The organism is Pseudodesulfovibrio sp. 5S69 (assembly GCF_037094465.1).
GTDB lineage: Bacteria > Desulfobacterota > Desulfovibrionia > Desulfovibrionales > Desulfovibrionaceae > Pseudodesulfovibrio > Pseudodesulfovibrio methanolicus.
Map to the genome: position 1 here is coordinate 914,751 of NZ_CP146609.1, position 21,716 is coordinate 936,466.

Genomic DNA, 21,716 nt, shown 5'->3' on the forward strand with positions numbered 1-21,716 from the left:
AAACTGCTATGAATGAGACTCGCAAAACCGGGTATCCCGGTTGACCCTGCGAGGAGGGCACATGGACCAGTCAGGCGCTATAGACAATTTGCTGCAGGAAGAACGGGTGTTCCGTCCGCTCCCGCAATTGGTCATCGAAGCCAACGTCAACCCCCAGGAACTGGAGGGGGCGCGCAAGTTCGCGGCCATGGACCCCGCCGGGTACTGGGAGGAGGCCGCCGACGAGCTGGACTGGTTCAAGAAGTGGGACCAGGTCCTGGACGACAAGGACGCGCCGTTCTATCGCTGGTTCCCCGGCGCGCGCTGCAACATCGTCTACAACGCGCTCGACCGCCACATCGAGACCGCCAACAAGAACAAGCTCGCGCTCATCTGGGAAGGGGAGCCGGGCGACCAGCGCAAGTACACCTATTTCGAGCTCTACCGCGAGGTCAACCGCTTCGCCAACGCCCTGCGCTCCCTGGGTGTGCGCAAGGGCGACCGCGTGGTTATCTACATGCCGCCCCTGCCCGAGACGGTCATCAGTATGCTCGCCGCGGCCAAGATCGGCGCGGTCCACTCCGTGGTCTTCGCCGGGTTCTCGGCCAAGGCCCTGCGCAAGCGGATCAACGACGCCCAGGCCAAGCTGCTGATCACCTCGGACGGGTTCTACCGCAACGGCCGGATCATCGGCCTCAAGGAGACCGCGGACGAGGCCCTGGTCGGGGCCTGCGCCGACTGCGTGGAGGCCATGGTCGTGGTCCGGCGCTGCAACATCGGCGTGGACATGGTCGACGGCCGGGACTTCCAGTACGAGGACCTGGTCCGCCAGGAGCGCAACGAGGCGCCCACCGAGGTCATGGACGCGGACGACCCGCTCTTCCTGCTCTACACCTCCGGGACCACGGGCACGCCCAAGGGCGTGGTCCACTCCCACGGCGGCTACATGGTCGGCGTGCACCGTACCCTGACCACGGTCTTCGACATCAAGCCCACGGACATCTTCTGGTGCACCGCCGACCCCGGCTGGGTCACCGGCCACTCGGCGGGCATCTACGGCCCGCTCATGGCCGGGACCACCTCGGTCATGTACGAGGGCCACCCCAACTATCCCCAGGCCGACCGGCTGTGGTCCATCGTGGCCAAATACGGGGTAACCATTTTCTACACCGCGCCGACCATGATCCGCATGCTCATGCGCTTCGGCACCCAGTATCCCAAGCAGCACGACCTGTCCTCCCTGCGCCTGCTCGGCACCGTGGGCGAACCTATCTCGCCCGAGGCCTGGATCTGGCTGTACAAGAACATCGGCCGGTCCGAGTGCCCGGTGCTCGACACCTGGTGGCAGACCGAAACCGGCATGTTCATGATCTCGCCCCTGCCCATCTCCGTGCTCAAGCCCGGCTCCGTGACCAAGGCCCTGCCCGGCGTGGAGGTGGACGTGGTCGACAGGCAGGGCAACCCCGTGCCGCCCGGCAAGGGCGGCCTGCTCGTGGTCACCCAGCCCTGGCCGTCCATGATGACCGGCCTGTGGAACGACGACGACCGCTTCAAGGAGTACTGGTCCCAGATTCCCGGCGTCTACTACGCGGGCGACGTGGCCCGCCGTGACGAGGACGGCTACATCTGGATCCAGGGCCGCGCCGACGACGTCATCAATATCGCGGGCCACCGCATCGGCTCGGCCGAACTCGAGGCCGCCTTCGGCGTGCACCCGGCGGTCTGCGAATGCGCCGCCGTCGGGGTGCCCGACCAGATCAAGGGCGAGGCGGCCAAGGCGTTCGTCATGCTCAACGAAGGGTTCGAGCCGGGCGACGAGCTGATCAAGGACCTCAAGAAAACCATCCGCAACGAACTCGGGCCCGTGGCCGTCATCAAATCCATCGAGTTCCGCGACTCCCTGCCCAAAACGCGGTCCGGCAAACTCATGCGCCGCGTGCTCAAGGCCGAGGAAAACGGCTTTGAAATCGGCGACCTGACCGGATTGGACGAGGATTAAAAGGGGGCGGCTTCCGATAGCGGGTCATCTGCACATTTCTTTCCAGGGGGCTTTCATCCTCACGTATGCCGCAATACGCTGCGGTGAAAGCCCCCTGGAAGAAAATGCACAACTGCCCCACTCTCGAAAGCCTATTCCGAGGAAGCGGGTGCGAGGGGGAGAGAGCCGCTGTCGGGTGGCTGCGCCGCCCGAATCGCTCCAAGGGGAGAGGCGGGGGGCCTTCGCGTCCGTACGGACCTGCCGAAGGCACACAGAAAGCTCGGGAGGGGTCAGGGGAACCCTCTCGAAGGGTCCCCCCTGGCCGCCGGAGGCATTCCTTCCGCTGCCCGCGCCTGCGCGGGCAGCGGGGAAAGGGTACCTTCCGACCATGACCCGCATCGCCATCATGTCCGACGTGCACGGCAACTTCGAGGCTCTGAAGGAGGTCCTGGCCGACCTGGACGGGCATGCCGTGGACGCGGTGTATTGTCTGGGGGACATGATCGGGTACGGGCCGCAGCCGCAGGAGTGCGTGGATCTGTTGCGCGGGCGCGGGGTGGAGTGCACCATGGGCAACCATGAGCAGGGGCTGATCAATATTCACTATTTGCGCGGCTTCAACCAGCCCGCTGCCGATGTGTTGCGGCGTACCCGCGAGATGATTTCGGAAGAGACGTACCAGTGGTTGACCACGCGGCCCAAGTCCATTGTCGAGCACGGCTGCCGGTTCGTGCACGGGCTGCCGCCGGACTCGGTCACGGAATATCTTTGGAAGTACCGGGACGAGATGGCCGGGGTTTTTGCGCGGTACGGCGAGGCCGTCTGCTTCGTTGGGCACACCCACGATCTGGGGCGCTACACCTGCCTGCGCGGCGAGCCGGTCCGGCAACCCCTGCCCGAAGGGGAGACGGCGCTGGAGCAGGGCGTGCGCCACCTGGTGAACATCGGCTCCGTGGGCCAGCCGCGCGACGGGGACAACCGGGCCAAGTACGGGCTCCTGGACCTGGACAGCCGCGTCCTGACCATGCGGTTCATCCCCTACGACATCAAGAAGACCGCCGATTTGATCGTGGCCCGGGGTTTCCACCGCGGTTTCGCCGACCGCCTCTGGTAACGACCCATGGGCTACAGGCGCAAAATGGGGTGCAGGGGTGAGAGCCCTTGCCCGCCGGAGGCGAAATCATCTGACCTTGCCGCGAAGCGGCCATCCAATTCTGTTTTTTCTTGGGTTCAACAGTAAAGCCCCCGCGCAGCGTTGCGCGGGGGCTTTTGATTTCATGTTCGGGCGGGCCGCTAGCGGACCAGCACCTCGACCCGGCGGTTTCGCGGTTCGGACTTGCCGTCCGGGGTGGGGATGAGCGGGTTCTCCTCGCCGTGGGAGGTCATCTCGATGATGTCCTCGGGCATGCCCGCCTTGACCAGCAGGTCGCGGACCTTCTTGGCGCGGCGCACGGAGAGGTCGTAGTTGTACTGCTTCTCGCCCACGGTGTCGGTGTGGCCGATGACCGAGACGTCGTTGGAGTGCCGGTCGCGCCAGCTCTGCATGATGTCCGGGATGAGTTTCTTGGAGTCGTTCGTCAGTTTGGACGAATCACTGTGGAAGTGCAGGATGAACCGTGCTGTGGGCAGGGGCTGGGCGGCCATGGCCGCGCCGAACTCGGACTGGACCTGGGCGTCGCTCAGGGTGGTTACCTGGGTCGTGCCGGTGACGGCCTGGTTGGCCTGGTTCAGGGTGGCGGTTTTGCCGCCTTCGGAGGTCACCGTGACCTCGCCCACGTGGCCGTCCAGGTCGGGCAGCAGGACGATGGTCTGTCCGCCGCCGCAACCGGCGAGCATCAGGCAGGCAAGAAGGATGAGTGCGATGTTCTTCATGGTGCGCTCCTAATCGACCTTGATCAGGAACCGGGTGCCCCGGATTCCTATGGTGGACAGCGGGGTCTCGACGGCCATGCCGCCGGGCTTGAGCTTGGCGATCTGGCCGGAGATGAACTGGACCGTGCCCTTGTTCACCTTGGTCAGGAAGTCGAGATGATCCTGGGCCGGGTCAAAGACGAACTTGTCGATGGTCACCCTGGAGCCGGGGCCCAGGGAGAGGAGCGTGTCGTCTCGGAAGATCACGCCCATGGAAGAGTTCTTCCCCGTGACCAGGGTGTCGCCCTCCAGCAGGTAGTCGCCCACCGCGGCGGGCAACCGTTCGGCCAGCCGTTCCACGAACGCCTCGCCGGTCACGGTCTTGATCGTGCCCACGGCCTGGGCGCGCTCCATGGCCTGGGGCTCCTGGGCCAGGCAGAAGAGGAAGAGGAACATCAGGGCCACGATCCCGGCCCATGAGTGTTTGCCGCAATGGGGCCGGACGGTCGGCCGGGCGGCGGATTCGGGTCGGGACATGGGCGAGACCTCCTGATTGGGTGCTATATACCACATTTTTAATATGCCTATCCCCCTCGAAAGTCTACGTCTATTATAATTGGCTTTCATTTCCGACCTCACACATCAAGAATTTCGATGTAACACGCTTGACACCTATACCCCGTATGGGTATACGGGAGTCGAAGGCCTACATCGGGTCCAGGTTATAATATCCAAGTATTTAAACAGGCCATATGGTTTGTAAGAGTGTGAGAACCCTTTGTCGAACGTGCAACAAGTCAACTTTGGAGGGAGCATGAAAAGCAAGCTCATCCTGGCCGTGGCAACGGCCCTGATCACCGTCTTTGCCGTGTCCATGGCCTTTGCCATGGGCGGGGGCAACGCCCGCAAGGGCAAGTTCCTGTACCGCAAGAACTGCCGTTCCTGCCACGGAACCACCGCCAGCGACATGAGCCCGGCGGACAAGACCCAGGCCGAATGGACCGCCCTGTTCTCCGACACGGGCAAGATCAAGTGCAGCCCGCACTGGACCGTCAACGAGAAGGACCTGAACGACATCTTCACCTACCTGCACGACTACGCCAAGGACTCCCCGTCCCCGGCCAAGTGCAGCTAGCGCAGTGCGGCTCGTGCCGCGCCGGGGGTTCCCCGGCGCGGCCCTTGCGCCCCCAAGGAGGAGACGGGGGCGCAGCTCGACACAACCGGTCCCCCCTGTCCCGAGCCGGGAAGCCGGGGTGGGAGAAGGACCCTATCCGACAGTAGTGCGGACGTTTGGAGGTACTCAGTGCCAAGTTCAAAGCAGACGATGTCCCGCCGCGATTTCTTCCGGGCCTCCGGCCTGGTGGCGGCAGGGGCTGTAGGCGGCCCGGCCCTGCTCGGCGGCCTGACAAAGGCCCGCGCGGCATCGCCGGCCAAGCCCGCCTGGGATTCCAGGTTCTCGGCTTGCGACATGTGTTTCAACAAGTGCGGGCTCATCGCCCGCGTTGAAGACGGGGTGATCACCAAGCTCGACCCCAATCCCAAATTTCTCAAGTCCAGGGGCATGCTCTGCGCGCGCGGCAACGCGGGCCTGGCCCAGGTCTACGACCCGGACCGCCTCAAGCATCCGCTGTTGCGCAAGGGCGCTCGCGGCGAGGGCAAGTGGCAGCGCATCCCCTGGGACGAGGCCCTGGACATGGCCGCGCAGAAGATGGCCGAGGTCCGGGAGAAGTATACCCCCTGCGGGCACCTCTTCACGGCGGGCTCGGACCTCCAGTCGCAGTTCGTCGGTCGGTTCGCCGAGGTCTACGGCTCGTTCAACGTGACCTCGCACGAGTCTCTGTGCCTGGTCTCGGGCAGCCGCGCCTTCCTGGACACCTTCGGCGAGGTGCCCTTCGCGGACGTGCTCAACTCCAAGTATATCCTGATGGTCGGGGCCAATCGCTTCGAGGCGCTGGTCACCCCGGATTCCATCGACCTGATGACCACCATCCGCGAGAACGGCTGCAAGCTGGTCACGCTGGACCCGCGCTACACCAAGACCGCGGCCCTGTCCCACGAGTGGTATCCGGTCAGGCCCGGCACGGACATGGCCTTCATGCTCGCCCTGGCGCACGTGATCATCAACGAGAAGCTCTTTGACCCGCAGTGGATCGCGGACAAGACCTTCGGCATCGAGCAACTCACGGCCCACGTGCAGCGGTACACGCCCGGCTTCGCGGCCGAGCAGTGCGGCATCCCGGCCGAGGACATCGCCCGCATCGCCCGCGAGCTGGCCGCGGCCGCTCCGTCGTCCATGGTCTACCCCGGCCGCCGCACCTCGGACTACGAGGACTCCACCCAGATCCGGCGCAGCTTCGCCATCGTCAACGGGCTGCTCGGCAACTGGGACAGGCCCGGCGGGCTGTTGGCCGCGCGCCAGGTGGGGCTCAAGGGCGTGCCGTACGACGCCCCGTGGTACGACGAGAACCGGGAGGACCGCATCGACGCGGGCAAGGTGCCCATGATGTTCGAGCACGAGGGCTCCTTCGTGGTCACCCGCGACTCGGTCCTCAATGACGACCCGTATCCCATCCGGGGCTGGTTCATCTACAAGACCAACCCCATGGGCACGGCGCCCAACCGCAAGAAGACCATCGAGATGATGAACAAGATGGACTTCGTCACCGTGGTGGACATCGCCATGTCCGACACCGCCTGGATGGCCGACCTGGTCCTGCCTTCGCAGTCCTATCTGGAGCGCAAGGACCCGTGCTCGGGGTTGCAGGGCTCCGTGGCCTGCGCCTGCGTGGTCAAGCGCGACCCGGTCATCGACCCGCTCTACGAGTCCCGGCCCCTGTTCGACATCATGAAGGACATCGCGGGCCGCATGGAACTCGGCGAGTTCTTCGACTTCACCCTCGACGAGTACCGCGAGAAGCAGACCCGCGAGATCCCCGAGGCCCTCGGGGTCATGGACCGCGACGGCGTGTACTATAACCCGTCCAAGGTCTACGGCATCTATGACGGGCGCATCTACAAGACCCTGTCCAAGAAGGTCGAGCTGTACAACCAGCGCTACGAGCAGATGGGCCTGGACCCGCTGCCCGAGTACACGCCCCCGGCCGGACCGGCCAAGAATCAGTTCAGGATGGTCATCGGCCGCAACGCCATGATCACCCAGTCCTCCACTGCCAACAACGCGCTGCTGCACCAGTTCCTGCCCACCAACACCCTGTGGCTCAACCCCGAGGCCGCCGGGAGGCTGGGCATCAAGGACGGCGACCTGGTCGAGGTGACCAGCCCGGTGGGCCGCCAGGAACTCAAGGCCGAGGTCACGGACCGCATCCGGCCGGACACCGTGTTCATGCTCTCGGGCTACAACACCCTGTCCACCATGCAGCACCTGTCGCACAACAACGGCGCTTCCATCAACGAGCTGCTGGACGACGACTTCGACGCCATCACCGGCAATGCGTCCATGCACACCACGTTTGTCACCGTAACAAGGAAGGTGGCGTAATGGCACAGCAACTCGCCATGGTCATCGATGCGGCCAAGTGCATCGACTGCAAGGGGTGCGTGGCCGCCTGCAAGGTCGCCAACAACGTGCCCGAAGGCCAGTTCCGCAACTGGATCAAGCACGCCGAGTACCGGGCCGTACCCGGCATCTCGGACAACGGTGTCCGGTTCCAGCCCGGCGCGTGCATGCACTGCGAGAACCCGACTTGCGTGGCCGCCTGCCCCACGGGCGCGACCTACAAGGACTTCGACACCGGGGAGGTCGTCATCGACGCGTCCCTGTGCATCGGCTGCGGCAACTGCATCCCGGCCTGCCCGTACCACGCGCGCTACCGCAACGAGGTCACGCGCAAGGCGGACAAGTGCAACTACTGCCCCGAGCGCCGCGCCGCCGGGCTGCAACCCGCCTGCGTGGACACCTGCCCGACCAAGGCGCGGGTCTTCGGCGACATCAACGACCCGACCAGCGCGGCGGGCGCCCTGTTCCTCAAGAACAAGGAGCGGCTGACCCGCGTGACGGCCAAGACCAATACCCTGCCGAACATGTACTATCTCGGCGATCCCGGACCGGGCGACTGGGGCGGCGAGGCCGTGGTGCCCGCCTCCATGGTGGCCATGCAGGAGTCCGCGCCGTTCATCAAGGGCATCGTGGCCCTGTCCGGCCTCGGCGTCCTGGCCATGCTCGGCCGCCAGCTCTTTGCCGGGTCCGGGTCCGATCACAAGGAGGACACCGATGCCTGATAAGACCTACAAGCGGCACGACCGCTCCGACATCTTCATCCATTGGTTCAACGCGGCCTGCTGGCTGCTGCTCCTGCTGACCGGCGTGGGGTTGATCCAGAACCCGGCCGTGGACCCGTTCGGGTCCGGCTACCCGGCCTGGCTGCGCTCGGTGGTCGGCGGCGGGGGCAACCTGCTGGCCATCCACGAGGGCATCGGCCTGGCCTGGATCGCGGGTTTCGTCCTCTACCTGCTGGTCAATTTCCGGGGGGCGAGGTTCTTCCTGGCCGAGGTGTTCTCGGTCAGCCCGGCCCGCGACATGGGCTGGATGCTCAAGAAGATGGTCCTCATGACCCTGGGGCCCAAGGCCCTGAAGGCGGCCGGCGTGGACCCGGATCTGCCGGACCAGGGGTATTACAACATGGGCCAGAAGGCCTTTGCCCAGGCGTCCGTGGTCGGCGGAGTGGTCATTGCCGTCACCGGGGTGATCATGTACCTGTCCGACCGTACCTTCGGGGCCGAGGCCACGGGCATGGTCGGCTGGGCCGTGGCCGTGCACTTCATCAGTGTGGGCCTGGTCTTCGCGGGCCTGCTGGTCCACGTGTACATGGCGGCCGTCTCGCCCGACGAGCGGCCAGGCTTCAAGTCCATGTTCACCGGCGTGGTCCCCGGCGGCTACGCCAGGCATCACCACCGGCTGTGGTGGGAAAAGGTCAGTACCGAGCCCGAGCAGGGGTCGGAGGAATGAATAGGGTCCTGCCCCGGGGAGGGGCGGGAAGGGAAAACAATCCTTTAGGAAGGGAGTGTCTCATGCACAGGAAGTTTATTGCTGCGGCCATGCTTCTGGCGTTCGCGGTGGTCGCCGTGGCCGGACCGGCCATGGCCCAGGAAGGCGCCAAGTTCAAGCAGTTCCACACCATCGTGGACTACAAGTTCGTGGCCAAGTACGCCAAGATGCCCAAGCCCAAGGGCGTGATGATCATCGACTCCAGGCCGTACAAACCCAAGTACGTGGACGGCTACATCCCCACGGCCGTGTCCATCCCGGCCAGCCAGTTCGACAAGATGGCCGACAAGCTGCCCAAGGACAAGGGCGAGCTGCTGATCTTCTACTGCGGCGGCCTGGCCTGTCCCCTGTCCCACAAGTCCGCCTACGCGGCCGAGGCCATGGGCTACACCAACGTCAAGGTCTACGCGGCCGGATTCCCGGACTGGAAGAAGCACGCGCCGTACTATTCCATCGGCCTGGAGAACCTCAACGCGCGCATCAATGAGGGCGGCAACTACCTGCTGGTCGATGCCCGCCCGTACAAAAAGTTCCTAGCCGGTGCCATCCCGTCCGCCATAGGCATCCCCGAGCGCGACTTTGCGGCCAAGCGCGGCCTGCTGCCCGTGGACAAGATGGGCACCACGCTGATCTACTACTGCGGCGGCTACGCCTGCGCCCTGTCCCACAAGTCCGCGGTCATGGCCCGGTCCCTGGGCTACAAGCACGTGCTCGTGGCCGAGGCCGGTTACCCCGGTTGGAAGGAGATGTTCGGTGCGGCCGACACCGCGGTCCAGGCAGGCGAGGCCGAGGGCGCGGTGGACACCGCCTGGTTCCTGAAGACCATCAAGGACAATCCCGGCGCCATCCTGCTGATCGACGTGCGCGACCCCGAGGAATACGCCGCGGGCCACTTCCCGTCCGCCATCAACATGCCGGTGGACATGGTCGAGAAGAAGGCCAAGGAGATCCCCACGGACAAGCCCATCGTCTTCTCCTGCGCCACGGGCTCGCGTGCGGGCGAGGCCTACTACCTGTTCAAGGATATCCGTCCCGACGTTGACAAGGTCTTCTACCTGGAGGCCACCAACAAGTTCGGCGACGACAACAGCTACGAGGTCCATCCCAACAAGTAGGGACCGGCCACAGACGTCCGGGGACGGCCCCGGCACGCCGCAAACATCAAGGCGGGGAGCGCATATGCCCAGAATGATTACCTGTGTCGCATGGCTGCTCCTCGCCTTTTGCGTGCTCGCCGCCCGGTCCGCCCGGGCCGGCGAGAACGAGGTCTGGTGGGCGTCGGCCCAGGCCGAGGCCAAACGCGACGACTACCGGCTCATCGACGACGACGGCCTGCGGAAGCTGCTCGCCGATAAAACGGACATGGTCCTGCTCGACGCGCGCGCGGACTACGAGTACGCGGCCGGGCACATCCCCGGCGCGGTCAACCTGGAGTTCGACCTGGGCGACGACCTGGACCTGCCGCAGCGGAAGCGCCAGGCCCTGGCCGGGCTGGTGGGGCCGGACAAGGACCGGCTGCTGGTCATCTACTGCCGGAGCTTCAGGTGACTGCGCAGCTCCATTGCGGCGCGCTGGGCAGCGCGTCTCGGCTACACCCGGATCTACCGGTACCCGGCCGGGTTCCACGGCTGGAAGGCGAAGCATCCCGATCAGGTGGAGGGCAAGCCCGAAGCGGTTCACGTCCTGGCCGTGGGCGACGACTTCCCCACCTGCCGGGTGGCGGTGCTGAACGGCGACGAGGACCGGGCATACCTGGAGCTGCCCGAGGGGGCAAAGTTCCTGCAACTCTCGGAACTCAAGGCGAGCTTCGTGCTCATCCAGCTCTACAACACCCTGTGCAGCGACTGCGTGGCCGAGACCAAGATGCTGACGCGGTTCTTCCAGCGGGTCGAGGAAGACTCGGAGTTGGCCGGGCGGCTCAAGATCATCGGCATCGGGGTCTACGATTCCAACCTGTCCGTGGTCCGGTTCCGCAAGCACTACGACGTGGCCTACCCGCTGTTCTCGGACAAGAGCGGACAGATATTCGAGTGCCTGGGCCAGGCCGAACTGCCGCTGGCCTACCTGGTCCGGTCCAACGGCGACGGGACCTGGCGTATCGAGCTGATAAAGCGCGGGTATTTCGAGCCGGACGAGCAGTTCCTGAACGTGCTCCGCTCGGCGGTCAAGCGGCCGCCCAGGGACTAGGCTTCGGCCACGGCCCGGAGCAGGGCCAGGACCGCGTCGGCAGCGGCCAGGTAGACCGGGTCGGGCCCGGCCCCGGCCAGCGTGTCGCGGAAGCGGCCGACCCAGGGGACCATGACCTCGTCCGCGAAGAGGGCGGCCTTTTCGGCCAGGGCGGGATCACCGGTCCAACCCTCGGCGCAGAGGTGGAACAGGTATTCCAGTTCGAGCGCCAGGTGGTCGGGCGGTTCGTTGGAAGGCAGCGAAATTTCGAGCCCGGCCTCGGCCAGCCGGTCGCGCATGGCCAGGGCGCTTTGCCCCATGGTCCGTGGCGCGCCGTCCAGGTGGCAGGACTCGTAGAGCGGGGCCGGAACGCCGCCGGGCCCGGCGATGAACAGGCGGACGTATTCCGTCTCGAGCGGGGAGAAATCTCCGGTTTCGGCATAAGGCGCGAGGGCGGCCTGCATGCCCTCAAGCGGGGCCGCCGGGAGGGCGGGAAAATTCTGGACACGGCCGAAGAGTTCGGGCAATCCAAGGGTTGCCAGTTCCCTCCACCCCTGTTCGTCCGGCCCGCGGAACACGGCTGCGCACAACTCCATCAGGTTGAGCAGCACAATCTTCGATTGGGAAATTGACATGGTAGGCACCCCCGGACATGCGATGGACAATACCCTACGACAGTACGGTAAAGCGCACGGCAGGGCAATGGGAACATGGTTCGAGACAAAGGAGAACGAGATGGACGAGCACCTGAGCGCCGAGGAACAGGCCCTGAAGAAAAACGTGTTGTCCCGTATGAAACGCATCGAAGGACAGGTGCGCGGCATCCAGGGCATGATCGAATCCGGCAAGGAGTGCCAGGACATCCTGGTCCAGGTGCGGGCCGTGCGTTCCGCCCTGCAGTCGGCCAACAAGCTGATCCTCAAGCGCTACCTGCTCAGGTGCTACGCCGAGTCCGTGGAGAGCGGCCAGGATTCCAAGGAGTCCCTGGACAAATTCATCTCCGTGGTCACCGGCTTCATCGAAGGCTGATCAGTCGAAATTCATGGAGTGATTGAATGAGAACATTGTTTTTTGCATTGGCTTTCGCCCTGCTGCTTTGCCAGCCCGTGGCCGCGACCAACTACTACGTCAACTTCAATTCCCTGGACGCGGACGCGGACGGCTGGGTGTCCAAGGGCGAGTTCCTGGTGGCCTTTCCCGACGGCGACACCTCGGTCTTCGACCAGGCCGACACGAACAAGAACGGTTCGGTGTCCCGCGAGGAGTGGGAAGCCTACAAGCAGGCCCATGGCTCCAAAAATCCCGAATAGCCGTCTTTGCCCGAACGACGAAGGGGGCGCCGTCCATGTGGACGGCGCCCCCTTCGTCGTTCGGGCTTTCCGCGGCCGGGTTATTCGCCCAGGCCCAAGGCGCGCAGGAAGCCGGGGTCTTCGGTCCAGCCCTCGCGGACCTTGACCCACAGCTCCAGGTGGACCTTCCGGCCGATAAGTTCGGCGATGTCCTTGCGGGCCTGGGAGCCGATGGCCTTGAGGTTCGCGCCCTGCTTGCCGATGATCATGCCCTTGTGGCTCTTGCGCGAGGTGTAGATGACCGCGTTGACGACCACCATGTCCTCGCGCGATTTCTCGTCCCACTCCTCGATCTCCACGGCCGTGGAGTAGGGCAGCTCCTGCCTGAGCGAATAGAACAACTTTTCGCGGATGATCTCCGAGGCCATGAAACGCAGGGGCACGGTGGAAATCTGGTCCTCCGGGAACATCTGCGGCCCCTCGGGCGTGTGGGCCAGGATGCGTTCGAGCAGTTCGTCCGTGCCCTTGCCGCGCAGGGCCGACACCGGCACGAACTCGGCCTCGGGCCACAACTCGGACAGACGGGCCATGAAGGGAAGGAGCTGGTCCTTCTCCTTGATGCGGTCGATCTTGTTCACGGCCACCAGCACCGGGCGGCCCGATTCGCTGACCGGCTTGACCAGGGGGGCGATCTCCTTGTCCAGCAGGTGCGGCTTGGCGCAGTACAGGGCCGCGTCCAGGAGGACCACCACCGCGTCGGACGAGGCCAGGGCGTTCCAGGCCGATTCGAGCAGGAAGCGGTTCATCTTGCCGCGCAGCCGGTGGATGCCCGGCGTGTCCAGGAAGATGATCTGAGCGTCGTCCGTGGTCAGGATGCCGCTGATGCGGTTGCGCGTGGTCTGCGGCTTGGGCGAGACAATGGCGACCTTCTGTCCGAGGTAGGTGTTCATCAGCGTGGACTTGCCCGCGTTGGGTGGCCCAATCAGGGCGATCATACCGAATTTGTGCATGTATTACCTTTGGTTGTCCGCATTGGTTCCGGGCCTGTCGTACCGTTTCTCGGCCAGGCGCACCTTTTCGACGATGCGGCGATAGTAGTCGCTGGAGGTGTCCAGGGTTATCGGGCGGCGGCGCCGCTCGTTCATCTGCATGATCATCACGTTCAACTTCTGGACCTGCCGGTACCGCTCCTGTTCATCCTCCATGCTTTCGAGCAGGTCGATGGCGGTGTTGATCTCCTTCTCCTCCAACACTTCGGGGGGAAGGTGGCCGGAGCTCTTCAGAATCCGGTAGGCCATGCGCAGGTCCGGCGGCAGGTTCGCGGCCTCGTCCGGCGCGAGGGGTTGGCCCATGCCTTCCAGGTCTTCGAACTTGCCTTCCTTCTCGGCCTTGCGGATGAGTTCTTCGGCGATAATGGCCGTTACGTTGAACATGGCAATGATTTTCCCACACTCCCGTTGGGGAGTCAAAGGGTGGATTGGCCCTCGGGAGGGAGAATCTCACCCATGTTTTTTTTAGAATTGAAGAATTGAAGAGATGAAGAGATAAGGAAGGCCGCCCTTTGGGGCGGCTTCTTTTGTGGGATAAAATGCGCGGTTTCACCGCTGAGAGCCGCTGTGCAGGCTGAAGCCTGCACAATTCTCCATGCCCTCCCGGCGGGGTCCATTTTTTTGCTGGCCCAAAAAAATAGACGAAAAAAAGGGCCTTGGAGTGTGGGGCGGCCGCCCGGAGATCGGGGGATAAGAAGCTGATCCGCTCGGGCCGGCTCCCGAATCGAGGCTCGCTGCGCTCGCTACGATTCGAAAAGTAGCCGCCCCTCGCGGTCAGCTTCTAACCCCCCGATCAAGGGCTCGTTTGGGCGAAGTGAAGAGTGGCGGCGGGACGCGGTGGACCGTGCTTTGGCGCGGGGCGGGGGAGAGCCGCTGTCGGACGCTCGCGTCCGAATCGCTCCATGGCCACAGTAGTGAGTTCCTGCCGGGCCTTTTGCCGAGCCAAACGTGGAAGGCCGATCCAGTCTGTCGCAAAGCGCGGCCAAAATCCCGCGCGTAGACTCTTTCGCCAACCCATTCGTGACAATCCATTCCCCACAGACGCAGAACAGCAATCGGAAGCGAACCCTAGAGCCCGTCTCCGGCGGCGAAGCGCAGGCTGGATCGAGTCTGCGCAGCAGACATCCATCCGGCCAGCGAAAGCCGCCTACGGGCTCTTGGGTCCGCTTCCGCGCGTTCGCACCGCAGCGCAGTTTTTGCTTCCTTTTTTCTGCGCCAGCAAAAAAGGAAGTCGCCATAAAGGCGAAATCATTAAATAAGGCGGACAACCAAACGCCCGGACGCGAATGCGCGGACATCCCCCCGAGTTCAACAAGGCCCGCCGCCAGGCGATCCACCACAACCCCGACGCGGATGCGCGGCCAATGTCTCGAGCACAACAAGCCACATCCAGGCGTCCCACGCAAACCTTATCGCGAATGCGCGGCCAATCATCGGTGTACGACTTCTTACGTCGGGCTTTTCGCGGCAATGCATTCCCAACAAACGGAGATCAGCAATCGGAAGCGAACCCTAGAGCCCGTTCCCGGCGGCGAAGCGCAGGCTGGATCGAGTCTGCGCAGCAGACATCCATTCGGCCAGCGGAAGCCGCCTACGGGCTCTTGGGTCCGCTTCCGCGCGCTCGCACCGCAGCGCAGTTTTTGCTTCCTTTTTTCTGCGCCAGCAAAAAAGGAAGTCGCCGTAAAGGCGAAATCATTAAATAAGGCGGACAACCAAACGCTCGGACGCGAATGCGCGGACATCCCCCCGAGCTCAACAAGGTCCGCCGCCAGGCGATCCACCTCAACCCCGACGCGGGTGCGCGGTCATTCTCCGGCGCTCCACTCGCACACAAAAAGGAAAGAGGCCCTTACCCTCGCTCGGCGTGGAGCAGCCGCTTCCATCGCTTGGCCTCGTCCCAGTTGAATCCGCCCGGCACGCAGGGCCAGATGGAGTTGTTCTGGAAAAGCGGCTCCTCCTCAAGCGGATACGGGCTGGCCGCGCAGGCCGTTTCGAACATGGGCGAACCCGGGATGGGCGTGTAGTGCGCCAGATGGGGCCGGAACCCGTAGGCGCGCACGTGTTGCACCGCTTCCTCCACGTTGCCGAGGTCCTGGCCGGGCAGGCCGAACAGGATGTACACGCCGATGTCGTCGAGGTCGAAGCCCGCATCGAGCAGGTTGCGCGCGCCCGCCTCCCACTGCTCGCGGGTCAGCTTGACGTCGTGGCGGTGGTCGAAGTCCGTGGTCTCCAACCCCAACCGCACCGTGGTCAGCCCGGCCGCCTTGAGGCGCTCGCAGACATCCACGGTCAGGTGTCGGATATGCATGGCGTTGGGGGTGTGCAACCGCAGGTCCATGGCGGATGCGGCCAACCCGTCCAGGACCGGCCAGAGCCAGCGGTCCGGGTTGACCAGCAGGGCGTCGTCGTAAAAGGCGAAGTCGCGCACACCCCGGTCGTATTCGGATTGGATGGACGCCATGACCGCTTCGGCCGTGGACTGGCGGAAGCGCGGATACAGGGCGTTGCTCGCGCAGTACTCGCAGGAGAACGGGCAGCCGCGCGACCCGAGGACGATGGAATAGGCAGGGTCGGTGTAGAGGTCGAGCGCCAATGAAAGGCCATTTTTATCAAGCTGTTGTGGGGTGTTGAAATTAATCAGCTCCCAAAAACGCGACCAGTTGTCCGGCCGCTCCAGCGGGCCCTGCTGGAGGTGTGCTCTCGCGTGGCGCGCGGCGTGGTCGCCGCACAGGGTGGCGTAGGTACCGCCCAGGAAGCGGGGCACGTCGGGCCATAGCTCGGCGCAGACGTCGAGGATGTCCAGGGCGCCGGGGTACCAGTAGGTCATGATGGTCGTGACCAGCACGGCGTCGGGCGCGGGATCGATCGCGGCCAAGGCTTCGAGGACCCGGTCGCGGGGCAGGCCGTAGCGGGAAAAGCGGCGGTCCATGAAGGCGAGCGGCGCGGGCGGTCCGATCTCCTCCTTGGGGTAGTGGCCGGTGCCGTATTTGCCGGGCCTTGGCCATTTCAGGCCCTGTTCGGGGACCGCCTGCCAGGTCGGGTCCAGGCAATCGAGGAGGGCCACCGAGGCCCCGGCGGCGCGGAGCATGTCCAGGCAGGCGAGCAGTCCGGCCGGGCGCGACCAGACGTTGAAGGCCGCGAAGTCGGTGATCCACGGGTTGATGCCGAGCACGCGCGGGCCGTGCTCCCGGCCGGGGCGGGCGGACCACGGGATGTGCGGAAACGCGGGGCGGCCCATGGCGGCTAACGGGTCAGGAGGTTGGTCAGGATGGTCAGCCCGAGCATGACGATGACCACGATGAGCAGGATGTTGGTCATCTTGTCGCGGCGCTTGACCCGTTCGGCCTTGGAGCGGGTGAACTGGCCGATGATGAGGAAGACCAGGCCGAGGATGATGATCAGTTTGACGAGCGTACCCATGGGGAGGGTGTAGCGGGTTTTTCGGAAAATGTCTTGCGTTCGGGCATGGCGGCCGTCTATATATGAAATGCTCTCGGCTGCTTCGGGGTGTGAATCATGTCCGCGAGGCGACCTTCCTTCCGTGGCCCGGCACGCGCTGCCGGTTGCCGCGTTCCGTCCCGTTTCCCCTGCGCCGCCCGGCGCGAAGGGGGACTTATATGCTGAGGTTCCTCAAGCGTCCCGAGGTAGTCTACTGCCTGGCCGTTGCCGTCCTTATGGCCGCCTTGTGCCTGCTCACGGGCCAGCTCAGCGCCTATTTCCTCTTTTTCTTCGTCTACGTGCCGTTGCTCAAGGCGCCCATTCTCCTCGTTCCGATCGCCGGTGTCCCGCTCGCGGCCTATCTGCTGGGCGGCCCAGGGCTCAGGAGTGCGGCCAAGTGGACCTCTCTGACCGTCGTCGGCTTCGTGCTCGGCATCGCCGGAATCATCGCGATCGCCCTGGGGCCGAACTGGTTGGAGCGGAACCTGGCCTGGGGTGAGGCGTATGCCTATCGTTTCATCATCGAGGTGGACACCGACGACGGCGTGAAGAGCGCGGACCTGCTCGTGTCCATCGAGAAGAAGCGATTCTCCCTGAGCGGACGGGGGAGCGGCCGGATGGGCGTGTTGGACCGGTTGCGCTTGCCCGGTTCCCTCAAAATAGACGAAGGGATCAGCGTCGGATTCCCCCGCCTTGAGAATTCGGTGTTCGACAGCCTCTACACCGACACCCTGCGACGGCTCAACCTGCCCCTGGACGGCGAGTACAAGGGGAAAAGGCTTGAGGTGGACAAGGGGCTCTTTCCCTGGATCACCGTGAATCACCTCCGGAATTATGATCCGGCGACCCTGTCCCGCTACCGGGACGCGTTGGCCCATGGCCGCTTTCGGCTCTTGGTGGAGCTGATCCGCGGAACGCCGGAGGTGCCGCATCCGGCGGACCAGGTCTGCGCATATTTGCTGACCCTCGAAGTGCGCACGCCGGACGGCCCCAAACGGGCCGAAGCCACTGTCCGGATCCTGCGGGAAGTGGGGGGCTCAGGCAGCCAGAAGAACGTCTGGACACGTGCGCAGGCCGGTGACCTGCGGAGCGCCCTGGCCGACGATCTGGCCATTGTGCTCCGTTTCCAGCCCTCGGAATTGATCACGCTGCCGCAACGGTACCTCAGGAGCGAGGACCGGGAACGGCTGCGCGTCGGGGACCGGGTGGAGGTGCCGCACGCACTCATCGACGAGCAGCATTACGGCGGCCCCCTGCTGACAGGGGGAGGCCTCGCGTCCGCGATCAAGAAATACCGTCTGCTGGTCCAAGGCAAGGCCGAATACGTCCTGCGCCTGGAGATGCTGGACGGGACCGTGATCCGGAACACGGACTGGAACGACCCGGATTGGGGCCCGTCCGGCTCCGAGGAGGAGCGATGAAGGCAAGTACCTTTCTTCATATCGTTTTCGCCGTCCTTTGCGCGCTCATCGTCTGGCTCCTGCGGACCCGGGCCCTGGGCCTCGGCCTGTGGATCGACTACCTGTCGCCGGGCATCTTTCCCGCGGTCCTGCTGGTCGGGTTCGGGGGGCTGTACCGGCGCGGGGTGGAGGCCGGGCGGAACGAGGGCGAGGACGATTTCAAACGGTTCATGAGGCGCCACGCACCGGCCTATGCCGGGCTGCTCGGCGCGGCCATGGTCGCCCTGTGGGCGCGCGAAGGGTTCGAGGCCATTCCGTATATCCTGTTTTTCGGCCTGCCGTATTTCGGGGGGCTGTTGCTGGTCACGGCCGTGATCGGCGTCTTGAGCTATTACCGCCCGGTGATCGGGACCCTCTTCAAGTGGCTCTGGCTCGGATTCGGCGTGTGCTACGGCGCGTCCTGCCTGGCCCTTGTGGGCAGGGGCTGGACGGCCATACCTTTTCTCCTGCTGCCGGTGCCGGGCCTGGTGCGCGACAGGCACAGGCTGCTCGGGCTGTTGCGCGCCTCCCCGCCGTGGTGCCTGCTGGCCGGGGCGCTGACCCTGGGCTGGTGGTATCACGAGGGATTCTGGCAGATTCCCTGGCGGGCGACGCGGGTCCCGTACGGCCTGATTCCTTGGGCCGCGGGGGCCGGGGTCGTGACGTGGGCTGCGTACCGTTTCGGCGGGAACGCGATCCGGCGGGCCGCCGTGGTCTGCGGCAAGGTGCTGGGCACGGCCGCGGCCGTGACCGTTTTGCTGTTCGCCGGGGCGGGCGGCTGGAACTACCTGGTCCGGGAGCTCTCCTGGCGGGAGGTGGTCCGCTACAGGGTCGTCTTCGACGCCGAGAGCGCCGCGGGCACCCGGCGGGAGACCTCGGTCATCACCGTGGAGCGCAAGGTCCTGCCCTTCGGGGGGACGCGCACGGGGGCCCTGCGCATGGACGGTTCGCTCCCCGCCATGCACCTGCCGGGCAAGGGCGTCCTGCGGGCCGAACTGCAGATGGACTACAAGTCTCTCCGGGCGCTGCCCGTCATCGCCCGGGAGGCTCTGAGGGCACGCTCCGGCCAACCGGTCGCGGTCACGGACGCGCCCATGGAGCTGGTGGGCAATGCCCGGCCCGAACTCTGGATCACTCCGGCCGACAATATCTGGGCTCGGCGCATGTCCCGGTACGAGGACAACGGCCTGGGCATCCGCTTCCGCATCTGGATCGAGGTGCTCAAGGGCGCGGACAACCTGGACAGGCTGTTCGTCGTGCGCAGGGAGGGGAGCTAAGTGGGTGGATCAGAGCAGCCCGGCGGCCTCGTCGTGATGCGCCGCCACGGCCCAATCCTTGGCGGTGCGGCCGTTGTTGTCCTCGATCTCCGGGTTCGCGCCGGCGTCGAGGAGCAGTTTGACGATGGCCGGGTCGCCCCGGAAGGCGGCCGCGTGCAGCGGGGTCAGGCCGGTCTTCTCCCTGGCGTTGACCATGGCCCCGAGGGCCAGCATATGGGCGATCAGCTCCCTGGGCGCGGCCAGGCAGGCCTGGTGGAGCGGGGTGTCCCGGTTGGGGCCCAGCACGTTGACGTTCACCCCGCTGTCCAGGAGCAGCCGGGCCTCCTTGAAACAATGGCGGGACAGGGCGAAGTGCAGGGCGTTGGGGCTCTTGCCCGGAATTTCGCTCTCGGCCCCCAGCTTGAGGAGGGCCTTGGTCGCCTCGAAGTCGCCGCTGCCGATGGCGTAGAGCAGCGGGGTGAGATGGTCCTTGTCCACGATGTTCAGGTCGGCCCCCATGGCCGCCAGGGTGCGGAAGGAGTCCTCAGGGTCCGGGGCCTTGAGCGAGATGAGCCGGATGATGATGTTCTGCCCGAAGGAATTCTGGATGTTGGCGTTGTCGCGCTGCTCGATGGCGACGAGAATCCTGGTGGTGGTCGCGTCGTTCGCCCGCTCGGCGATGGCCCGGAGCTTGGGTCGGTTGGGCATGTCGGGTTGGACGGCCTGGACCGCGCCCGCCTGGGCCCGCACCGGGGCCAGGGGCAGGAGGAGCAGGAGGAACATGTACCAGGGGGCGTGGAAAAGCCGGTTTCGCATTGGACCCGTCCCGTAAAAGATGATCTGAATACGGACCATACATGGCCGGGCGCCGCCTTGTCCACCCGCTCGCGGCAACCCGCAACTCCGAAGGAGAACCCATGGCTTTGGTGTTTTTGATGGTCGGATTCCTGGCGTTCGTGATCGTGGGTTCAGGAACCGAGGACGAGTGGCAGGGGCGGATCAAGAAACCCGTGGGCCTCGCCCTGCTGGGCACGGCGGTGACGTGGATATTCTGGTGGATGGTCGATCCCGTCGAGGGGGGCGTGTTCCTGCTTTACTCCCCCCTGATCCTGCTGGTCATGGCCGTTCTCACGAGGTTGGCCGGGCGGGGGGCGGCCAAGTGGTTCTGGTTGGGGGTGCTGGCCTTCGTCTCGGCTTCGGTCCTGCTTATCCCGATAGTCAAGCTGCTGGAGCGGGTCCCTTCCTGGGACGGCTACGACGTGGTGGTGACGCTTGAGGCGGACACGCCGGAAGGCCCCAGGAGCGCGTCGGGCATCTGCCGGCTCAGGGGCGAGCTGTTCGATCTTCTGACCAGGGACGGGAACAGACAGTATTCCTTTTCCATGGACAGCATCTTCCTCGATTTGGGGGAAGGGCGTTCCGTGACCCTTTCATTGCGCCCGTCCGGCGGAAGGCTGTCTTTGCCCCCGAAAGGGGCCGGGCTCAAGTACAAGCACAGCCTCGTGAACGGCAAGGAGAGAGTCCGGTTCGTCAACGCCATGCAGCCGGTCTACACGGCCCGGAACGGGCAGAAGACCATGGTCATTCGTCCGGCCGAATCCGCGGCGTTCTTCGGGCCGGGCTACAGCCTGGGACGGATGATCCTGCGCTGGCCCGAGGAATAGGCCTCGTTATTCCAGGCCCGGATGAGCGGGCCGGACGAACCGGCAGTCACACAGGAGGAGGCGAGCCTTGGACAGGGAATGCGAACATCGGCCGCAGCGGAGAGAGACCGCGCGGCATCCGATCCTCATGCTGGCGGTTTACGCCGCTACGGCGATGCTGATTCCGGCCGCGCTGGCCCTGATGTCGAACGACCCCGTGGCCCTATTGACGGAGGTGCCGCTTTTCCTGCCCTTCCTGGGGCCGCTTTTCGCCCTTGGCCTTGCCTCGCTCCTGAAACGCGAGGGGGACCCGCGTCCCCTGGGCGGCTGGCCGGTGAAGGTCGGCTACGCGGTGCTCGTCATCGGGTCCACGGCGGCGCAGTGGCGGTTTGATACCTTTTTCGAGCTGGTCCTCATGGTCACTGTTCCGGCCTGTTTCGTCGCCTGTCTGCTCACATGGATAGCGGCTTTCGCGCTGGCCGACAGGGGGTGGAAGGGGGCCTTTGCCGTCTGGCTGTGGCTGTGGCTCGGGGTTGCCGGGTATTATGCGGTCATATGTCTCGAGAACGGGGTAGCCGCGAAGATGGGGCTGTCGCACCCTCTGGCCGGGTGAGCAGGCCGCG

The 21,716-nt window shown here is 65.1% G+C and carries 22 protein-coding genes; 14 read left to right on the forward strand and 8 right to left on the reverse strand.

The window, feature by feature from the left end:
• Positions 1-61: 61 nt before the first annotated feature.
• Together acs and V8V93_RS04325 are read left to right on the forward strand one after the other, a co-directional pair.
• Entirely contained in the window at positions 62-1,978 is a 1,917-nt protein-coding gene (gene acs / locus V8V93_RS04320) for an acetate--CoA ligase (protein ID WP_338669131.1), read from the forward strand.
• A gap of 367 nt (positions 1,979-2,345) precedes the next feature.
• A complete protein-coding gene (locus V8V93_RS04325) occupies positions 2,346-3,071 on the forward strand; it encodes a metallophosphoesterase family protein (RefSeq protein WP_338669132.1) in 726 nt (241 codons plus the stop codon).
• 179 nt (positions 3,072-3,250) lie between these two features.
• Here V8V93_RS04325 and V8V93_RS04330 read toward each other — a convergent pair whose 3' ends face one another.
• Both V8V93_RS04330 and V8V93_RS04335 read right to left on the reverse strand, forming a co-directional pair.
• Positions 3,251-3,829: an OmpA family protein gene (locus V8V93_RS04330; protein ID WP_338669133.1), complete on the reverse strand. Its 579-nt coding sequence runs from the start codon at positions 3,827-3,829 to the stop codon at positions 3,251-3,253.
• Between the two features lie 9 nt (positions 3,830-3,838).
• Positions 3,839-4,345 (reverse strand): FecR family protein, encoded by a 507-nt coding sequence (locus V8V93_RS04335; protein WP_338669134.1) that lies wholly within the window; start codon positions 4,343-4,345, stop codon positions 3,839-3,841.
• Between the two features lie 277 nt (positions 4,346-4,622).
• Between V8V93_RS04335 and V8V93_RS04340 the strand changes: the two genes are divergently transcribed.
• The 6 genes from V8V93_RS04340 to V8V93_RS04365 all read left to right on the forward strand — a co-directional run bounded on the left by V8V93_RS04340 (position 4,623) and on the right by V8V93_RS04365 (position 11,000).
• Positions 4,623-4,943: a cytochrome c gene (locus V8V93_RS04340; RefSeq protein WP_338669135.1), complete on the forward strand. Its 321-nt coding sequence runs from the start codon at positions 4,623-4,625 to the stop codon at positions 4,941-4,943.
• Positions 4,944-5,132: 189 nt separating this feature from the next.
• Positions 5,133-7,307, forward strand: a complete 2,175-nt coding sequence (locus V8V93_RS04345) for a molybdopterin-containing oxidoreductase family protein (protein ID WP_422394436.1) — start codon at positions 5,133-5,135, stop codon at positions 7,305-7,307.
• Positions 7,307-8,047, forward strand: a complete 741-nt coding sequence (locus V8V93_RS04350) for a 4Fe-4S dicluster domain-containing protein (RefSeq protein WP_338669137.1) — start codon at positions 7,307-7,309, stop codon at positions 8,045-8,047. Before V8V93_RS04345 ends, V8V93_RS04350 begins: the two co-directional genes overlap by 1 nt.
• Positions 8,040-8,774 carry a formate dehydrogenase subunit gamma gene (locus V8V93_RS04355; RefSeq protein WP_338669138.1) on the forward strand — a complete coding sequence of 245 codons (735 nt, stop codon included), beginning with the start codon at positions 8,040-8,042 and terminating at the stop codon, positions 8,772-8,774. The genes V8V93_RS04350 and V8V93_RS04355 overlap by 8 nt, the downstream gene beginning before the upstream one ends.
• A gap of 62 nt (positions 8,775-8,836) precedes the next feature.
• On the forward strand, positions 8,837-9,928 hold the full coding sequence (locus V8V93_RS04360; RefSeq protein WP_338669139.1) for a rhodanese-like domain-containing protein: 1,092 nt from the start codon (positions 8,837-8,839) through the stop codon (positions 9,926-9,928).
• Between the two features lie 64 nt (positions 9,929-9,992).
• On the forward strand, positions 9,993-11,000 hold the full coding sequence (locus V8V93_RS04365) for a rhodanese-like domain-containing protein (RefSeq protein WP_338669140.1): 1,008 nt from the start codon (positions 9,993-9,995) through the stop codon (positions 10,998-11,000).
• Here the strand turns inward: V8V93_RS04365 and V8V93_RS04370 are convergent.
• Entirely contained in the window at positions 10,997-11,614 is a 618-nt protein-coding gene (locus V8V93_RS04370) for a TorD/DmsD family molecular chaperone (protein ID WP_338669141.1), read from the reverse strand. The two genes, V8V93_RS04365 and V8V93_RS04370, sit on opposite strands and share 4 nt — an antisense overlap.
• Before the next feature lie 100 nt (positions 11,615-11,714).
• Here V8V93_RS04370 and V8V93_RS04375 point away from each other — a divergent pair, with 100 nt between their 5' ends.
• A complete protein-coding gene (locus tag V8V93_RS04375) occupies positions 11,715-12,008 on the forward strand; it encodes a metal-sensitive transcriptional regulator (protein WP_338669142.1) in 294 nt (97 codons plus the stop codon).
• Positions 12,009-12,034: 26 nt separating this feature from the next.
• Positions 12,035-12,289: a hypothetical protein gene (locus tag V8V93_RS04380; RefSeq protein ID WP_338669143.1), complete on the forward strand. Its 255-nt coding sequence runs from the start codon at positions 12,035-12,037 to the stop codon at positions 12,287-12,289.
• A gap of 80 nt (positions 12,290-12,369) precedes the next feature.
• On the opposite strand, the gene era is transcribed toward V8V93_RS04380, so the two are convergent.
• From era to V8V93_RS04400, 4 genes are all read right to left on the reverse strand, one after another.
• Positions 12,370-13,278, reverse strand: a complete 909-nt coding sequence (gene era, locus V8V93_RS04385; protein WP_338669144.1) for a GTPase Era — start codon at positions 13,276-13,278, stop codon at positions 12,370-12,372.
• A 3-nt stretch (positions 13,279-13,281) separates the two neighbouring features.
• Positions 13,282-13,701, reverse strand: a complete 420-nt coding sequence (locus tag V8V93_RS04390) for a DnaJ family domain-containing protein (protein WP_338669145.1) — start codon at positions 13,699-13,701, stop codon at positions 13,282-13,284.
• A gap of 1,465 nt (positions 13,702-15,166) precedes the next feature.
• A complete protein-coding gene (locus tag V8V93_RS04395; protein WP_338669146.1) occupies positions 15,167-16,555 on the reverse strand; it encodes a B12-binding domain-containing radical SAM protein in 1,389 nt (462 codons plus the stop codon).
• A gap of 5 nt (positions 16,556-16,560) precedes the next feature.
• A complete protein-coding gene (locus V8V93_RS04400; protein ID WP_338669147.1) occupies positions 16,561-16,737 on the reverse strand; it encodes a hypothetical protein in 177 nt (58 codons plus the stop codon).
• A 197-nt stretch (positions 16,738-16,934) separates the two neighbouring features.
• Between V8V93_RS04400 and V8V93_RS04405 the strand changes: the two genes are divergently transcribed.
• A complete protein-coding gene (locus V8V93_RS04405; protein WP_338669148.1) occupies positions 16,935-18,176 on the forward strand; it encodes a hypothetical protein in 1,242 nt (413 codons plus the stop codon).
• Positions 18,173-19,471 (forward strand): hypothetical protein, encoded by a 1,299-nt coding sequence (locus V8V93_RS04410; RefSeq protein WP_338669149.1) that lies wholly within the window; start codon positions 18,173-18,175, stop codon positions 19,469-19,471. Before V8V93_RS04405 ends, V8V93_RS04410 begins: the two co-directional genes overlap by 4 nt.
• A gap of 9 nt (positions 19,472-19,480) precedes the next feature.
• On the opposite strand, the gene V8V93_RS04415 is transcribed toward V8V93_RS04410, so the two are convergent.
• Positions 19,481-20,266, reverse strand: a complete 786-nt coding sequence (locus V8V93_RS04415) for an ankyrin repeat domain-containing protein (RefSeq protein WP_338669150.1) — start codon at positions 20,264-20,266, stop codon at positions 19,481-19,483.
• Positions 20,267-20,367: 101 nt separating this feature from the next.
• On the opposite strand from V8V93_RS04415, the gene V8V93_RS04420 reads away from it, so the two are divergent.
• Positions 20,368-21,114 carry a hypothetical protein gene (locus V8V93_RS04420; protein WP_338669151.1) on the forward strand — a complete coding sequence of 249 codons (747 nt, stop codon included), beginning with the start codon at positions 20,368-20,370 and terminating at the stop codon, positions 21,112-21,114.
• Positions 21,115-21,241: 127 nt separating this feature from the next.
• Entirely contained in the window at positions 21,242-21,706 is a 465-nt protein-coding gene (locus tag V8V93_RS04425; protein ID WP_338669152.1) for a hypothetical protein, read from the forward strand.
• Positions 21,707-21,716 lie beyond the last annotated feature (10 nt).

Coding starts and splice junctions, on each gene's coding strand:
- V8V93_RS04345 (WP_422394436.1), top strand. CDS start 5,133: ATGTCCCGCCGCGATTTCTTCCGGGCCTCCGGCCTGGTGGCGGCAGGG.
- V8V93_RS04370 (WP_338669141.1), bottom strand. CDS start 11,614: ATGTCAATTTCCCAATCGAAGATTGTGCTGCTCAACCTGATGGAGTTG.
- acs (WP_338669131.1), top strand. CDS start 62: ATGGACCAGTCAGGCGCTATAGACAATTTGCTGCAGGAAGAACGGGTG.
- V8V93_RS04395 (WP_338669146.1), bottom strand. CDS start 16,555: ATGGGCCGCCCCGCGTTTCCGCACATCCCGTGGTCCGCCCGCCCCGGC.
- V8V93_RS04330 (WP_338669133.1), bottom strand. CDS start 3,829: ATGAAGAACATCGCACTCATCCTTCTTGCCTGCCTGATGCTCGCCGGT.
- V8V93_RS04405 (WP_338669148.1), top strand. CDS start 16,935: ATGCTGAGGTTCCTCAAGCGTCCCGAGGTAGTCTACTGCCTGGCCGTT.
- V8V93_RS04415 (WP_338669150.1), bottom strand. CDS start 20,266: ATGCGAAACCGGCTTTTCCACGCCCCCTGGTACATGTTCCTCCTGCTC.
- V8V93_RS04380 (WP_338669143.1), top strand. CDS start 12,035: ATGAGAACATTGTTTTTTGCATTGGCTTTCGCCCTGCTGCTTTGCCAG.
- V8V93_RS04390 (WP_338669145.1), bottom strand. CDS start 13,701: ATGTTCAACGTAACGGCCATTATCGCCGAAGAACTCATCCGCAAGGCC.
- V8V93_RS04325 (WP_338669132.1), top strand. CDS start 2,346: ATGACCCGCATCGCCATCATGTCCGACGTGCACGGCAACTTCGAGGCT.
- V8V93_RS04375 (WP_338669142.1), top strand. CDS start 11,715: ATGGACGAGCACCTGAGCGCCGAGGAACAGGCCCTGAAGAAAAACGTG.
- V8V93_RS04425 (WP_338669152.1), top strand. CDS start 21,242: ATGCTGGCGGTTTACGCCGCTACGGCGATGCTGATTCCGGCCGCGCTG.
- V8V93_RS04350 (WP_338669137.1), top strand. CDS start 7,307: ATGGCACAGCAACTCGCCATGGTCATCGATGCGGCCAAGTGCATCGAC.
- V8V93_RS04335 (WP_338669134.1), bottom strand. CDS start 4,345: ATGTCCCGACCCGAATCCGCCGCCCGGCCGACCGTCCGGCCCCATTGC.
- era (WP_338669144.1), bottom strand. CDS start 13,278: ATGCACAAATTCGGTATGATCGCCCTGATTGGGCCACCCAACGCGGGC.
- V8V93_RS04340 (WP_338669135.1), top strand. CDS start 4,623: ATGAAAAGCAAGCTCATCCTGGCCGTGGCAACGGCCCTGATCACCGTC.
- V8V93_RS04410 (WP_338669149.1), top strand. CDS start 18,173: ATGAAGGCAAGTACCTTTCTTCATATCGTTTTCGCCGTCCTTTGCGCG.
- V8V93_RS04400 (WP_338669147.1), bottom strand. CDS start 16,737: ATGGGTACGCTCGTCAAACTGATCATCATCCTCGGCCTGGTCTTCCTC.
- V8V93_RS04360 (WP_338669139.1), top strand. CDS start 8,837: ATGCACAGGAAGTTTATTGCTGCGGCCATGCTTCTGGCGTTCGCGGTG.
- V8V93_RS04355 (WP_338669138.1), top strand. CDS start 8,040: ATGCCTGATAAGACCTACAAGCGGCACGACCGCTCCGACATCTTCATC.
- V8V93_RS04420 (WP_338669151.1), top strand. CDS start 20,368: ATGGCTTTGGTGTTTTTGATGGTCGGATTCCTGGCGTTCGTGATCGTG.